The sequence below is a fragment of the Streptomyces sp. NBC_00252 genome (assembly GCF_036187565.1).
Taxonomy (GTDB): Bacteria; Actinomycetota; Actinomycetes; order Streptomycetales; family Streptomycetaceae; genus Streptomyces.
In genome coordinates, this window is the sequence record NZ_CP108087.1 from 1,497,086 (window position 1) to 1,511,973 (window position 14,888).

Here is a 14,888-nt window from a genome sequence, read left to right on the forward strand (position 1 = left end):
TTGTCGTGGCCTGGGGACCCTCTCGGGATGTGACGGTCGTACGCGTTCCCCCGGGCCTCAAGCGTCTTCCCGCCCGGCAGATCCTGATGCTGGTCCCGCTCGCGCTCGTGCTGTGGGTAGCCGTGCGCCACTGGTCCGTGCTCGCCGAGGGCTTCGGTCATCTCCGCGAGGCCGACTGGCCCTGGCTGCTGGCCGCGGCCGCCGCGACCTGCGGCACCTGGGTCGCCGCGTCCGCGGGACGGCAGGGCGCCCTGGTCGAGCGGCTGCCCGTACGCCGGCTGCTGGCCACGCAGTTCGCGGCGGGCGCGGCCAACCACCTGCTGCCGACGGGGCTCGGCGCGAGCGCGGTCAATCTGCGGTTCATGGCGGTGTGCGGGGTGCCCCTGGCGCGTTCCTCCGCCGCCGTGGCGCTCTATCTGCTGGCCGAGTCGGTCGCCCGGGTGGGCCTGTTGCTGGCGCTGCTGATCGCGTTCCCGGACGCGCTGGAGATCGGCTCACTGCTGCCGCACGGGGCGGTCGGTCCGCTGCTGTTCGGCATCGGCGCGGTGGCCTGTGCGGCGCTGCTGGTGCTGCTGCTCGTCCGCAGGCTCCGTACCGCCGTCCTCGGCTTCGTCCGCTCCGCGCTGGGCGAGGCCCGGTCGGTGCACACCCGGCCGTCCCGCGCGCTGGCCCTGTGGGGCGGGGTGCTCGCGTTCCCCTCGCTGCAGGCGGCCGGACTGGTCGCGGTGGGGCTGGCGTTGGGGCTGCCGGTGCCGCCCGCGTCCATGGTCGTCGCCTACCTCGCGGCAACGGTCGCGGTCGCGCTGATACCGACCCCCGGCGGCATCGGCTCGGTCGAGGCGGCGCTCATCATCGCACTGGTGGCGGCGGGCGGCCCGGTCACCGTGGCCACGGCGGTGGTCCTCGCCTACCGGATCATCACCGTCTGGATCCCCATCGTCCCGGGCGCGTTGACGCTCGGCGCCCTGGTCCGGCTGAGGGTCATCTGACCCCCGGCCCCCACTCCAACGGCAAGTCGACCCCCCGGTTGTCCGACCTTCACCGCCCGCCGAGCGCCGTGAGGGTCAACGTGCGATGCGGTACGGCCGCCCGCACCCGCTCCTGATGCAACAACCGCCCGTCCTGGACGACTTGGAGGACGGGCCTGCGTGCCGGCGCCGACGACGAGGACGTCGACCTCGCGCGCGGGGCGGGACCGTACTCGCGAGCGCGTCCCGGATCTCGCTGCGCTCCGCGCGCGGGGGACCTTTTTCAGCCGGGTCCGTGGCACCTGGGCCGCTGGATCAAGCCGGTCGGCCGGATCGCGGTCGTCTGGGTGGCGTACGTCACCGTGCTGTTCTGCCTGCCCCAGTCCTCTCCGGTGATGGTCGACTCGATGAACTACGCGTCGATCGCCCTCGCCGTCGTCCTGATCCTCGCCAGTGTGTGGTGGTACGTCGCCCGCCGCTCCTACGGCGCCCCGACCGCGGCGGCCTGCGGTTCCGACCGCGAGCAGGCCGAACTGGCCGGGGGAATCGTCTGAAAGCCGTGCTCACAGCCCCGGACGGGGTACGAACTCGCCGTCCGGATACGGCAGGATGAGCGGTCGCGCCGGTGCGGTGAACCGCTCCGCCCGGTGCGACGGCAGTTCTGGCAATGCCCGCGACATCGAGCAGGTGGACAACGTGACGACCCTTCACATCCGGCCGTCGGCGGCACTCCTCGCCGCCGTTTCCCTCCCCGGCGGTGACCGATGAACCGCACGCCGACCCTGGACGACTTCATGCTCGCCGGAATCGCCCTGGCCTCCGGCCTGTTGGCCGCGTTCCTGCTGCGGATACTGCTGCGCTGGCTCGGCAAGCACGCCGGCCGCACCCGCTGGAGCGGCGACGACGTGATGGTCGACGCGCTGCGCAGCGTGCTGCCGTGGTCGGCGGTCATCGGCAGCGCGGGGGTCGCCGGGGCGGTGCTGCCGCTGACGCACACGGTCCAGCACCAGGTGAACCAGACCCTCAAGGTGCTGATCATCCTGGCCGTGACGGTGGCGGCGGCCCGGGTGATTGCGGGACTGGTCCGGGCGGTCACCAACTCCCGCTCCGGGGTGGCCGGTTCGGCGACGATCTTCGTCAACATCACCCGAATACTGGTCCTGGCCATCGGCTTCCTGGTGATGCTGCAGACGCTCGGCATCTCGATAGCGCCGCTGCTCACCGCACTCGGTGTCGGCGGTCTCGCCGTGGCGCTGGCCCTGCAGGACACGCTCGCCAACCTGTTCGCGGGCATCCACATCCTCGCCTCCAAGACCGTGCAGCCCGGCGACTACATCCGGCTGAGCAGCGGCGAGGAGGGCTATGTCGAGGACATCAACTGGCGCCAGACGACGGTACGGGCGCTCTCCAACAACCTCGTCGTCATACCGAACGGCCAGCTCGCCAAGACGAACATGACCAACTTCATGCGTCCCGAGCAGCAGTTGACGATCCTGGTGCAGGTGGGCGTCGGCTACGACAGCGACCTGGAGCATGTCGAGGAGGTGACCATGGAGGTCATCGCCGAGGTCATGACCGACATCACCGGCGCGATCCCGGAGCACGAGCCGGCGATCCGCTTCCACACCTTCGGCGACTCGCGGATCGGGTTCACGGTGATCCTGGGGGTCGGCGAGTTCAGCGACCAGTTCCGCATCAAGCACGAGTTCGTCAAGCGCCTGCACAAGCGGTACCGCGACGAGGGCATCCGCATCCCGGCACCGACCCGCACGGTGGCGCTCCACCAGGGGGCGCTTCCGCCGGGGGCGGTCTCCATACCGCACCAGCGGGTCCCGGAGGACGAGCCGGGCGAAGTCCCCTCCACCCGGCTCGACTGACCTGACCGCTCAACTCCCCTAGAGAGTCGCGGAGTTGTCCCGGTAGCGGCCGCCGGTCCGGCTGTGCGGGGCGGTGAGGGCCGGGTTCACCGGCGTCACCGTCCAGTCCGGATGGCCGGGCATGCGCGGTGTCGCCGTACCGTAGAGCCAGTCCCCGAGGAAGCCGGACAGGTCCTGGCGGGAGACCTTCGAGGCGACGGCGATGTAGTCCTCGGTCGACGCCGAGGAGTCGCGGTAGCGGGCGAGGAAGGCGCGTTCCACGGCGTGGAAGGTGTCCTCGCCGATGAACTCCCGCAGGGCGTACAGGACGAGGACGCCGCCCAGGTAGCGCTGGTCGTCGAAGAGGTTCACCGCGTTCGGGGCGGCGACCGGGCCGGAGTCGTGGCGCCACTGGTCGCCGCGGGCGTAGGTGTCCTTCATGCGGGCTTCCATCGTGGTCAGGCCGAGGGAGTCGGGCCAGCCGCGCTCGTAGCGGTAGAGGAGTCCGTAGAAGTCCGCGTGGCCCTCGTTGAGCCACAGGTCGGCCCACGTGGCGGGGCTGACGCTGTTGCCGAACCAGGAGTGGACCAACTCGTGCATCATGTGCGAGCCGATCTTGCTCTCCTCCTGGAGCAGGAAGTTCGGCTTGTACAGCGTGAGGGTCTGGGTCTCGAGTCCTGTGAAGTCGAAGGCGTTCGGGGCGTCGGAGTTGCAGGGCAGCAGTCCGTACGTCTCGAACGGAAAGGCCCCGAGGCGCTGTTCCAGCCAGTCCACGAGTCCCGGCGTGAGCGCGAGCGCCGGTTCCAGGGCGGCGGCGCGGGCGGTCGGGACGACGTCCCGCAGCGGCAGCCCGTGCGGGCCCTGCCGGTTTTTGATCACGTAGTCGCCGACCGTGAGCTGCACCAGTTCGGTCGCCATCGGCGAGCGCGAGCGGTAGCTGAACGCGGTCCGGCCGCCGTACAGCCGCTCGGTGCGCAGCAGTTGACCGTTCGCGACCCCGCGCAGCCCGTCCGGGACGGTGATCCGGAACGTGAAGTCGGCCTTGTCGCTGGGGTGGTCGTTGCAGGGGAAGACGGTGTGCGCCAGGTTCGGCTGGCCGCACACCGCGAACCCGTCGGGCGTGATGACCCAGCCGCCGGTGGGCGCGGCGGAGCGGGCCGGGTCGACGGAGTACTCCACGCGGACGGTGACCCGCGCCCTCGCCGGGAGGGTCCGGGCCGGCGTGATCCGCAGCTTCTCGCCGGCCTGCTCGAAGTCGGCCGTACGGCCGTGGACGCGGACCGTGCGGATGTCGAGGCCGAGGGCGTCCAGGGAGAAACGGGACAGGGCTTCGGTCGTGCGGAGTTCCAGCGTCGCCGTGCTGTCGACCAGCTTGGTCGTCGCGTCGTAGGCGAGGTCGAGGTCGTAGGAGAGGACTCGGTAGCCGTCGTTGCCGAGACTCGGGAACACCGGGTCGTCGAGGGTCTCGGCGCCTTCGGTGCCGTTCCCCCGTCCGGCCGCGAGGGCCGGGGAACCAACGGTCAGTGCTGTTGCCGTACCGATCAGGGCGGCCACCGGGGCCGTCACTCTGGTGCGATATCTCATGATCCGCTCTCGCTCGGGCGGCCGGGTGGTCAGCTCCGGCCGTCGGTCAGTAATGGCGATCCACCGGTACTGACAGCCGAACCGGTCGGTCGGTTGCCCTCGGATCGCCCACGGGTGTTCGCGCGATGCGGACGGACCGCTGTCGAGCGGGACCCGCGCACGAGATATCTTGATGTCGAGCAATGTTGCAGACGTGGAGCGGAGCACCGGTGACTGACTCGACCATCATCTATACGCACACTGACGAGGCCCCGGCCCTGGCGACGTATTCCTTCCTGCCGGTGGTCCAGGCGTACGCCTCGCAGGCGGGTGTCGCCGTGACCACGCGGGACATCTCGCTGGCCGGGCGCATCATCGCCGTGTTCCCGGAGTACCTCACCGAGGACCAGCGGATCCCGGACGCCCTGCACGAGCTGGGCGAACTGGCGAAGACGCCCGAGGCCAACATCATCAAGCTGCCGAACATCTCGGCGTCCATCCCGCAGCTCAAGGCCGCCGTGGCCGAGCTGCAGGAGCAGGGCTACGCGCTGCCGAACTACCCGGACGACCCGAAGACCGACGAGGAGCGGGACATCCAGTCCCGTTACGACAAGGTCAAGGGCTCCGCCGTGAACCCGGTCCTGCGCGAGGGCAACTCCGACCGGCGCGCCCCCGCCTCGGTCAAGAACTACGCCAAGACCCACCCGCACCGCATGGGCGCCTGGTCCTCGGACTCGAAGACCAACGTGGCGACGATGGGCGAGAACGACTTCCGCTCCACCGAGAAGTCCACGACGATCTCCGAGGCCGGTTCGCTGCGCATCGAGCTGGTCGCCGAGGACGGCACCACCACCGTGCTGCGCGAGTCCGTACCCGTCCTCAAGGACGAGGTCGTCGACGCCTCCGTGCTGCACGTGGCCGAGCTGCGCTCCTTCCTCACCGCGCAGATCGCCCGCGCCAAGGCCGAGGACATCCTGTTCTCCGTGCACCTCAAGGCCACGATGATGAAGGTCTCCGACCCGATCATCTTCGGCCACGTGGTCCGCGCCTTCTTCCCGAAGACCTTCGAGCAGTACGGCGCCACGCTCGCCGCCGCCGGTCTCTCCCCGAACGACGGTCTCGGCGGCATCCTCAAGGGCCTGGCCGCGCTGCCCGAGGGCGACGCGATCAAGGCGTCCTTCGAGGCGGAGATCGCCGAGGGCCCCGCGCTCGCGATGGTCGACTCCGACAAGGGCATCACCAACCTGCACGTGCCGTCCGACGTCATCGTCGACGCCTCGATGCCGGCCATGATCCGCACCTCCGGCCACATGTGGGGCCCGGACGGCGCCGAGGCCGACACCCTCGCGGTGCTCCCGGACTCCTCCTACTCCGGCGTGTACCAGGCCGTCCTCGACGACTGCCGTGCCCACGGCGCCTACGACCCCTCGACCATGGGCTCGGTGCCGAACGTCGGCCTCATGGCGCAGAAGGCCGAGGAGTACGGCTCGCACGACAAGACCTTCGAGGTCCCGGCCGCCGGTACGGTCCGCCTCGTCGACCAGGCCGGCGACGTCGTCCTGGAGCAGGCGGTCGCCAAGGGCGACATCTTCCGCGCCTGCCAGACCAAGGACGCCCCGATCAAGGACTGGGTGAAGCTGGCCGTCACGCGTGCGCGTGCCACCGGCAGCCCGGCCGTGTTCTGGCTGGACGAGACCCGCGCGCACGACGCGCAGCTGATCGCCAAGGTCAACGCGTACCTGCCGGAGCACGACACCGAGGGCCTGGACATCCGGATCCTCGCCCCCGTCGAGGCCACCAAGCTGTCGGTGGAGCGCATCCGCCGCGGCGAGGACACCATCTCGGTCACCGGCAACGTGCTGCGCGACTACCTGACCGACCTCTTCCCCATCCTGGAGCTGGGCACCAGCGCCAAGATGCTGTCGGTCGTCCCGCTGATGGCGGGCGGCGGCCTCTTCGAGACGGGCGCCGGCGGCTCCGCCCCGAAGCACGTCCAGCAGCTGGTCAAGGAGAACTACCTGCGCTGGGACTCCCTCGGTGAGTTCTTCGCGCTGGTCCCCTCCCTGGAGCAGTACGCGACGTTCACCGGCAACACCCGCGCGAAGGTCCTCGCCGACACCCTCGACCGCGCCACGGCGACCTTCCTCAACGAGGACAAGTCCCCGACCCGGCGCGTCGGCGGCATCGACAACCGCGGCAGCCACTTCTTCCTGTCCCTGTACTGGGCGCAGGAGCTGGCCGCGCAGACCGACGACGCGGACCTCGCGAAGGCGTTCGCGTCGCTCGCCGAGACCCTCGCGGGTGCCCAGGAGCAGATCGTCGAGGAGCTCGGCGCGGTGCAGGGCAGCCCGGCCGACATCGGCGGCTACTACCAGCCCGACCCGGCCAAGGCCGCGAAGGTCATGCGCCCGTCGACGACGTGGAACGACGCGCTGGCCTCCCTGAGCTGACGCAGACTCTCCGAGTCACTCCGCCCCGGCCGGGTTCCTCCCGGCCGGGGCGGCCGCGTTCACCCCCGCGGTCGGCCGCTCACCAGTCCCGTACGGCGATCAGTTCCTCCACGTCCGCGTCCGCGAAGCCGTACGCCTTGGCCACGAACCAGAAGTCCTCGGCTATCTCCTCGCGGGCCACCGTCTCGATCTCGCTGTCGGCCGCCTCGAAGTCGTCCTGCAGGGCGTTGAACTCCTCGGTGGCGACCTCGGTGAGGGCGTACAGCGCGGGCAGGTCGGCGGGGCGCTCGGTCTCGATGCGCTCGCACAGGCGCAGCAGGACCGCCTTGCCGAGGTCGACGACGTGGTCGGGGTAGTACGCGTCCCGGTACAGCCCGCGCAGGAAGGCGTGCTCGGTGATCTGCTCGTTGCTGACGGGCATGGTGGTGCTCCCCCGGTCCGTGATCGTCGTTGCCGATACGTTGATCCTGCACCACGCCACTGACAACGCCTCCGGGAGCCGCCCGTGACCCCCTCCGCGCCGTCCTCCGGGCCGTCCTTCGAGCTGCTGCCCGGCGCCGCCGACTCGCCCGTGATCCTCCATGTCCCGCACTCCGCGCGGGAGATACCGGCCGACGTCCGCGCGGACATCCTGCTGGACGACCCGGCGCTGGCCCGCGAACTCGACCACATCACCGACAGCCACACCGCCCGGATCGCGGACGAGGCGGCACGCGCGTGTGCGGTCACCCCGTGGCGGTTCGTGAACCGGCTCTCGCGCCTGGTCGTCGACCCGGAACGCTTCCCGGACGAGCGCGAGGAGATGCTCGCCGTCGGCATGGGCGCGGTCTACACCCGCACCACCCACCGCGCCGACCTGCGCCCCGCCGACCACGACCCCGAGCCCCTCCTCGCGCGCTGGTTCCGCCCCTACGCCCGCGCCATGACGGACGCCGTCGCCGACCGCCTCGCCGCCACCGGCCGGGCCGTCGTCATCGACGTGCACTCCTACCCCACCGCCCCGCTCCCCTACGAACTCCACGGCACCGACCCCCGCCCCGCCGTCTGCCTCGGCACCGACGCCTTCCACACCCCGCCCGCACTCCTGTCGGCGGCCCGCGAGGCGTTCGCGGAGTGCGGCGGGATCGGCCTCGACAGCCCGTTCATCGGTACGTACGTCCCGCTGGAGTTCTACGGCAAGGAGCCCGCCGTCGGCGCCCTCATGGTGGAGATCCGCCGGGACACCTACATGTCCGAACCCGGCGGTGCGGCCGAAGGACCCGGAGTCGCCCGGCTCGTCTCCGCGCTGACGGCACTCGTGGACGCCGTGTCCGGGTGACGCCCGGCCCTCCGGCTGGAGCACTCCCGCAGGACAGGCGGCCGGGGGCGTACGAGGGTGGGCAGCATGACCGAGGAGACCACCACGCTGACCGGCCAGGCCCCGCCCCCCGTGCGGGACTGGCCCCCGCTCGACCTGACCGGGACGGAGTTCGACCCGGTCCTCGCGGAGCTGATGCGCGAGGGCCCGCTGACCCGGATCCGGCTGCCGCACGGCGAGGGCTGGGCGTGGCTGGCGACCCGCTACGACGACGTGAAGATGATCACCAACGATCCGCGGTTCGGCCGCGCGGAGGTCACCACACGTCAAGTGACGCGCATGGCCCCGCACTTCAAGCCCCGCCCGGGGTCACTGGCGTTCGCCGACCAGCCGGACCACAACCGGCTGCGCAAGGCGATCGCGGGCGCGTTCACGGTCGGCGCGATGAGGCGGCTGCGGCCCCGCGCGCAGGCACTGCTCGACCCGCTCGTCGACGGAGTCGTGGCGGACGGCCCCCCGGCGGACCTGATCGAGCGGGTCCTGGAGCCCTTCCCGATCGCCGTGGTCAGCGAGGTGATGGGGGTGCCGGACGCGGACCGTGAGCAGGTGCACGCGTGGACCCGGCAGATCATCTCCACGTCCGGCGGCGCCGAGGCCGCGGACCGCGCCAAGCAGGGCATGTACGCGTGGATCACGGACACGATCCGCGCCCGCGCCGACAGCGACGGCACCGACGTGTACTCCCTGCTGGGCGGTGCCGTGGCCCGCGGCGAGATCAGCGAAGAGGAAGCGTCCGGTGTGGCGGGCCCGCTGCAGATCGGCGGGGAGGCGGTCACCCACAACTGCGGCCAGATGCTGTACCTGATGCTCACCCGCCCCGACCTGCTGGACCGCCTGCGCGCCCAACCCGATTGCAGGGAGGCCGCGTTGGACGAACTCCTGCGGTTCATCCCGCACCGCTCGTCGGTCGGTCTGGCCCGGATCGCCCTGGAGGACGTCGAGTTGCACGGCCTGCGGATCAGTACCGGCGATCCGGTCTACGTCTCCTACCTCGCCGCCAACCGCGACCCGGCCGTGTTCCCCGACCCGGACGTCATCGACGTGGACCGCGACCCCAACCCGCATCTGGCCCTCGGCAACGGCTCGCACTACTGCACCGGTGCCGTCCTGGCCCGTCTGCAGACCGAACTCCTCGTCGACACCCTGCTGGACCGGCTGCCCGGGCTCCGACTGGCCGTCCCCGCCGAGGAGATCGTCTGGCGCCGGAAGACGATGATCCGGGGACCGCAGACACTGCCGGTGACCTGGTAGGCCGGACCGCGCGCACCGCGGTTCACGCCCGCAGCCACTCCGTGACGACGACCTCCCCGCCCGCCCGCAGCCGTAGCGCGAAGGGGCCGGTCGGGGGTGCGTCGCTGGTGAAGCGGCCCAGGGCGTCGGCCGTGAGGGTGGTGGGGCGCAGGGTCTGGGGGCCGTTCAGGACCTCGATGCCGGCCGGCTGGGGCGGCATCACCTGGCCCATCAGGCCCTCGCTCGTCACCTCCACGTCGATGCTGAGGTCGCCCGCCGTGAAGGTCAGCATGCGGGGCACGTCCATGGCCCCTCTCACCGGGATCGCGTCGATGAGGGAGTCGAAGGTCAGCTCCGCGAGCCGGGCGTCCATGTCGTACAACGCGTAGGCGTCCATGGCGAGTTGACGGAGGTCGGCGGGGACCGGGTCCAGGATGGCGGCGGCCTGACGCAGCTCCTCCTCCAGGAGGCTGTCGTCGAACTCCCCTCCGTCGTCGCCAGGTTCGCCCTCCGGGCCGGTCACCTCATCCTCACTTGAAGGGTCCTGGCCGAAGGTCTCGAACGGGTCGTAGCCGTCGTCGTGCATGCCGTTCACACCGCCCCCCGGGCGTCGAGTCGGGCCCGCAGCCGGCGCAGACAGCGCTGGCGCATCGGGCCGATGCTGCCGACGGCGATACCCAGGCCGGCGGACACCTCCTGGTAGCTGGGCGGCGGCGAGGCCATCAGCACCCGCAGCAACTGCCTGCACCGCTCGCCCAGTTCCTCGAACTCCTGCCACAGTCGCCGGATGCGCTCGGCGTCCGAGGCGGCCTCCTCCGAGTCGATCAGCGACTGCTCGGGGGTGCGCTCCTCGCTGATGCGGTCGAGGAGGTGAGGATCGTCGGTGGGCATGAGCCGCCGTAGGCTCTTGATCACTTTAAGGCATTCGTTGCGTGCCGTGCTGGCGAGCCAGGAGCCGGCCTTCTCGGGCTCGCGGATGCGCCGCAGATGCTGGGCGAAGCGGAACCACACGGTCTGGTACACCTCGTGGCCGTCGGCGTCGGAGAGCCGGTGCGCGCGCACCACGGACCAGACCAGTGGGCTGAGCCCCTCCACGAGCGCCTTCCAGGCCGCCGCGTCGCCGTCGACGGCGGACTGGACGAGCGCGCCGACTTCTGCACGGTCCACGGTGCCACCCCTCGTGTACGGCATGTCATCGTACGCCGTGGAGGGGATGGTTCCGGCCGTCATGCCGGAGGGGAGAGCGGTACGACGGGGACCGGGCGCCAGGTGGGTGGGCGCAGCGCCGGTACATGCGCCCCGCGCACTTCGGCGTACTCGGTGTTCCCCGTGAGGAGTTGGGTACGGGCCACGCGCGCGTCGGTCTCCTTGTTCGCGGTCATGAAGGCGGCGACCATGCCGGCGGCGACGGGTGCGGCGAACGAGGTGCCGCTCCAGCGGGCGAGCCCCTCGAAGGTCACCTGGTCCGGGTCGCCCGGCTCGGTTTCCCCGGCCTGGCTCAACACGCCCTTGTGGGTGGGTGATTGGCAGGTGCAGGAGTAGGTGAAGCCGAACCGGCAGGCGTCGTAGGTGGTGTGCTGGTAGGCGTACGGCACGGGCGCCTCGAACCCGGTGAGGGGGCCGACGAGCCGCTCGCCGGGGGCGTAGGCCTTGACCCAGGCGCCGTGGTTGCTGAAGCAGGCGCCGAACTCGCCGTCGCCGCGCAGCGCGCCGACCGAGAGGACGACGTCCTGGAAGTCGGGCAGGTCGGCGTAGGCGGCGGGCCAGAACGGGGTGGCGCTGGCGTTGTTGCCGGCCGCCGCGACGAGCAGAGTGCGCTGGCCGCGCAGGGCCTGCATGAAGCCCTCGACGCCGAGGAGTCCGTCGGTACGGCCGTTCGACGTGCCGGCGGAGAGGCTGATGACGTCGGGCCAGCCGTGCTCGTCGACGGCCGCGAACAGCGCCTCGCCGAAGTCGGATTCGAGGATGGCGCCCGCGTCGTTGAGGGTGTTGCGGACGGTGACCTCGGTGTTGGGCGAGACCGCCGCGACGAGTCCGGCGATGAACGTGCCGTGTCCTACGTACTGTTGGAGCACTCCCGAGTCGTCGGTCTCCCTGATCTGGGCGTCGCCCTGGACGTGGGCGAGCAGCGGGTAGGACCGGTAGTCGTGCATGAGGCCGGTGTCGATGACGAGGACGCCCACGGCGGTGTCCGCGTCGTAACCGGCCTCCGCCGGGGCCGGGTTGGCGCCCTCGGCGAGCGGGGCGGGCACGGGCTCGTCGCCCGGGCAGGCGTTCACCGCGATCGACACCACGTGGTTGCGGCTGATCAGCCGGCGTCCGGCGCGGCCCTCCGGTTCGCGCAGGGCGCGCAGCGCGTTGGCCACGGCGTGGTCGCCGCTCCGGTCGCCGATGCCCGGGTCGCCGACCTGGATGCGGGTGATGCCGGAGCGGTTGGTCTCGGGGCCCGCGCGGCGGACGGAGTCCTCGCTGAGGCCGGTGACCGCGGTGAAGTGCGTGCGGACGGTGTCCTCGACGAGGCGGGCCTCCTCGCCGTCGCGGGCGAGCACGACGCCCTTCTCGTAGAAGAACTCGGCGGAGTCGTCCGGCCCCATCGCCAGGGGGACGTCGGGCATCGAGCGCTGGATCTGGTCGAACTGCTCGTGGAATCGCTGTGGCGCCATGGCGTGTTCCTCCCACTGCGGCGGCGGTCGTCAATCAGAGCCGCCGGACCGCTACTTGATACAGCACCAAACCTGTGAGGTCTGCACCTGGGGCCACTAGGATGCGCGGAGTGACTGCGGGAAGCGACTCGGTTCTCGAACTGCTGCCGATGGTGTTCGCGGCGCCGGGCGAGGCGCTGGCCGGTGCGCGGGAGGTCCTCGACGGCGATCCGACGCCGTTCCAGGCCTCTGTGGCGCACCATGTGATCGGCATCTGGCAACGGGACTTCGGCGACATCCGGCTCGCCCTGCACCATCTGCGGCGGGCCCGTGACCTGGCGGCCCGTGCGGACTCGGCGGAGCGTGAGGCGGACGTCCTGGGCACCCTGGGCGTGGCGCTGGTGCACGCGGGCCGCACCCGGCAGGGCCTGGAGGCCTTCGAGCGGGGCATCGCGCGCGGCACGGGGCAGACCCGGGCGCGCGTGCTGTACCGGCGGGCGTACGTCTGGTGGGTGCTGGGCCGGCACCCCGAGGCGCTCGAGGACGTACGACGGGCCATTGCCGTGCTGCGGCAGGCGGATGACGTCATCTGGATCGCCCGGGCGCTCACCCTGCGCGCGACCGTGCATCTCGCGCTCGGCGCGGTGGACCGGGCCGACGCCGACTTCACGGCGGCCGAGCGGCTGTGGGAGACCACCGGCCAGGAGCACGACAAGGCGGACGCGGTGGAGAGCCGGGGCCTGGCCGCCTTCCGGTCGGGCGACATCCCCGTGGCGCTCCAACTCCTGGACGAGGCCGAGGAGATGTACGCCAAACTCGCCACGCCGACGTTCATGCTCATCATCCGCCGCTGCGAGGTGCTGATGAGCGCGGGCCTCGCCGGGGAGGCGCTCACGCACGCGGACGCGGCGGTCCGGCTGCTCGACGGCATCGGCGGACAGTCCACGCGCAAGGCCGAGTTGCTGCTCGTGGCCGCCCGGGCCGCCCGGCTCGCGGACGATCCGCACACGGCGATCGCCCGCGCGGCCGTGGCGGTACGGCTGTTCGCCGCGCAGCGCCGCACCTGGTGGGAGACGCACGCCCGACTGGTGCTGATCGAGGCGAGGTTGGCGGGCGGGCGGGCGTCGGGGCGGCTGGTGGCGGACGCGGCCTCGGTAGCCGACCGGCTGGCCGCGTTCGGCTCACCGTCCGCACCGGAGGCCTCGCTGCTCGCGGGCCGGATCGCACTCGCCCTGGGCTGGACGGTGGACGCGGAACGGCACTTGGCGGTGGCCGCGCGCAGCAGACACGGTGGGCCGCCACTGGCCAGGATGACGGGTTGGGCGGCGCAGGCGCTGCGCGCGCAGGCGGCGGGCTCCGGTCGCGGTGTCCTGGAGGCGTGCCGCCGCGGCCTCGACGTGCTCGACGATCACCGTACGACCCTGGGCGCCTCGGAGTTGAGGGCGCGGGCCACGGCACAGGGAGCGGAACTGGCGGCCCTGGCCCAGCGCGCGAGCCTCGCTTCCGGCGGTCCGCGCCGTCTCCTGGTCTGGAGCGAACGCTGGCGGGCGACGGCCCTCTCCACCCCGCCCACCAGGCCGCCCTCCGACCCGGCCCTGCTGAGCGGTCTGACGGCGTTCCGCGAGATCGCCGCCCGCGCGGAGGAGGCCCGCATGGAGGGTCACCCGGTACCGGCCCTTGAGCGTGAACAGCGGCGCCTGGAACGGGAGATCCGCTCCCGCACCCTCCACATGCGCGGCGACGCCCCCGGCGAGGGCGACCGCTTCGACCCGACTCGCCTGCTGGCACGCCTCGGTGAGGGCCGCTTGGTCGAACTCGCCGTGGTGGACGGCCGCGTGCACGTCCTGCTCTGCGGCGACGGCCGCGTCCGCCGCTTCGAGACGGGCCTGCTCGCGGAGGCGATGGCCGAGGCGGAACACATCCAGGCGGGTCTACGACGCCTGGCGCACCCCGGGGCGGAGGCGCGGCTCCCGGTGGTGGAGGCGGCGGGCCGGCACCTGGAGGAACTCCTTCTGGGCGAAGCGGCACGGCACTTGGGCTCGGGACCGGTGGTCGTGGTTCCGCCGGGCCGACTCCACCGCGTTCCCTGGGCGTTGCTGCCCTCGCTGCGCGACCGCGTCCTCAGTGTGTCGCCGTCGGCGGGCAGTTGGCTGCGCGCGCTGGACACCGAGCCGCCGTCGGGCGGTCGGCACGTCCTGGTGCGCGGACCGGGTCTGGCGACGGGCGGCGCGGAGGTCCCTGACCTCGCCGACCAGTACGGCAGGCCCACGGTCCTGGAGCACGACGACGCCGAAGTCCCGCGTGTGCTGGCCGAGTTGGACGGCGCGACGCTGGCGCACATCGCGGCCCACGGCACGTTCCGCGCGGACAGTCCCCTGTTCTCGTCGCTGCGCATGGCCGACGGTCCGCTCATCGTCCACGACTTCGAACGTCTCGCCCGCAGCCCGTACCGCATCATCCTCTCCAGCTGCGACACGGCCCGCCTCGCGTCGGTCGGCGCGGACGAACTCCTAGGCCTGGTCACGGCGTTGCTCCCGCTGGGCACCGCAGGCGTCATCGCGAGCAGCGCCCCGGTCAACGACGCGGCGGTCGTCCCCTTGATGCTGTCCCTCCACAAGGGGCTGAGCACGGGCCTGTCCTTGGCGGAGGCGTTGCGTGACGCCCGGGCGGCGCTGCCCGGGGACGCGGTGCATCAGGCGACGGGGTGGGCGTTCTCGGCGTTCGGGGCGGCCTGAGCGGGGCGGGTGGGGTGAACGCGGGGCGGGTGACGTCGCGGGCCGGGTGAGGCCGGGCATCGGGCAGTTCAGTCCGAGCCACACTCC

At 71.9% G+C, this 14,888-nt stretch carries 11 protein-coding genes and 1 pseudogene; 7 read left to right on the forward strand and 5 right to left on the reverse strand.

The window, feature by feature from the left end:
* The first annotated feature begins 29 nt into the window (after positions 1-29).
* The 3 genes and pseudogenes from OHT77_RS06540 (at position 30) to OHT77_RS06550 (ending at position 2,845) form a co-directional block, all read left to right on the forward strand.
* Positions 30-989, forward strand: a complete 960-nt coding sequence (locus tag OHT77_RS06540) for a lysylphosphatidylglycerol synthase transmembrane domain-containing protein (RefSeq protein WP_443047940.1) — start codon at positions 30-32, stop codon at positions 987-989.
* A gap of 245 nt (positions 990-1,234) precedes the next feature.
* Positions 1,235-1,522, forward strand: a pseudogene (locus tag OHT77_RS06545) (amino acid permease); the annotation flags it as partial.
* Positions 1,523-1,732: 210 nt separating this feature from the next.
* Positions 1,733-2,845: a mechanosensitive ion channel family protein gene (locus tag OHT77_RS06550; RefSeq protein WP_328827055.1), complete on the forward strand. Its 1,113-nt coding sequence runs from the start codon at positions 1,733-1,735 to the stop codon at positions 2,843-2,845.
* 18 nt (positions 2,846-2,863) lie between these two features.
* Here OHT77_RS06550 and OHT77_RS06555 read toward each other — a convergent pair whose 3' ends face one another.
* Entirely contained in the window at positions 2,864-4,408 is a 1,545-nt protein-coding gene (locus OHT77_RS06555; RefSeq protein WP_328827056.1) for a M1 family metallopeptidase, read from the reverse strand.
* Positions 4,409-4,617: 209 nt separating this feature from the next.
* Between OHT77_RS06555 and OHT77_RS06560 the strand changes: the two genes are divergently transcribed.
* Entirely contained in the window at positions 4,618-6,837 is a 2,220-nt protein-coding gene (locus OHT77_RS06560; RefSeq protein ID WP_328827057.1) for an NADP-dependent isocitrate dehydrogenase, read from the forward strand.
* Positions 6,838-6,916: 79 nt separating this feature from the next.
* On the opposite strand, the gene OHT77_RS06565 is transcribed toward OHT77_RS06560, so the two are convergent.
* Positions 6,917-7,258 carry a DUF5713 family protein gene (locus OHT77_RS06565; protein ID WP_328827059.1) on the reverse strand — a complete coding sequence of 114 codons (342 nt, stop codon included), beginning with the start codon at positions 7,256-7,258 and terminating at the stop codon, positions 6,917-6,919.
* A gap of 84 nt (positions 7,259-7,342) precedes the next feature.
* Between OHT77_RS06565 and OHT77_RS06570 the strand changes: the two genes are divergently transcribed.
* Together OHT77_RS06570 and OHT77_RS06575 are read left to right on the forward strand one after the other, a co-directional pair.
* The gene (locus tag OHT77_RS06570) at positions 7,343-8,155 is read left to right on the forward strand and encodes an N-formylglutamate amidohydrolase (RefSeq protein ID WP_328827060.1); all 813 of its coding nucleotides are present in this window, start codon (positions 7,343-7,345) and stop codon (positions 8,153-8,155) included.
* Between the two features lie 66 nt (positions 8,156-8,221).
* Positions 8,222-9,445 carry a cytochrome P450 gene (locus OHT77_RS06575; protein ID WP_328827061.1) on the forward strand — a complete coding sequence of 408 codons (1,224 nt, stop codon included), beginning with the start codon at positions 8,222-8,224 and terminating at the stop codon, positions 9,443-9,445.
* 22 nt (positions 9,446-9,467) lie between these two features.
* Here OHT77_RS06575 and OHT77_RS06580 read toward each other — a convergent pair whose 3' ends face one another.
* From OHT77_RS06580 to OHT77_RS06590, 3 genes are read right to left on the reverse strand one after another with little or no spacing between them, the layout of a single operon-like run.
* Positions 9,468-10,010 carry a hypothetical protein gene (locus OHT77_RS06580; RefSeq protein WP_443048201.1) on the reverse strand — a complete coding sequence of 181 codons (543 nt, stop codon included), beginning with the start codon at positions 10,008-10,010 and terminating at the stop codon, positions 9,468-9,470.
* Between the two features lie 5 nt (positions 10,011-10,015).
* The gene (locus OHT77_RS06585; protein WP_328827063.1) at positions 10,016-10,654 is read right to left on the reverse strand and encodes an RNA polymerase sigma factor; all 639 of its coding nucleotides are present in this window, start codon (positions 10,652-10,654) and stop codon (positions 10,016-10,018) included.
* Positions 10,651-12,087 carry a S8/S53 family peptidase gene (locus OHT77_RS06590; protein ID WP_328827064.1) on the reverse strand — a complete coding sequence of 479 codons (1,437 nt, stop codon included), beginning with the start codon at positions 12,085-12,087 and terminating at the stop codon, positions 10,651-10,653. Before OHT77_RS06590 ends, OHT77_RS06585 begins: the two co-directional genes overlap by 4 nt.
* A 110-nt stretch (positions 12,088-12,197) precedes the next feature.
* Here OHT77_RS06590 and OHT77_RS06595 point away from each other — a divergent pair, with 110 nt between their 5' ends.
* Positions 12,198-14,801 (forward strand): CHAT domain-containing protein, encoded by a 2,604-nt coding sequence (locus tag OHT77_RS06595; protein ID WP_328827065.1) that lies wholly within the window; start codon positions 12,198-12,200, stop codon positions 14,799-14,801.
* Positions 14,802-14,888 lie beyond the last annotated feature (87 nt).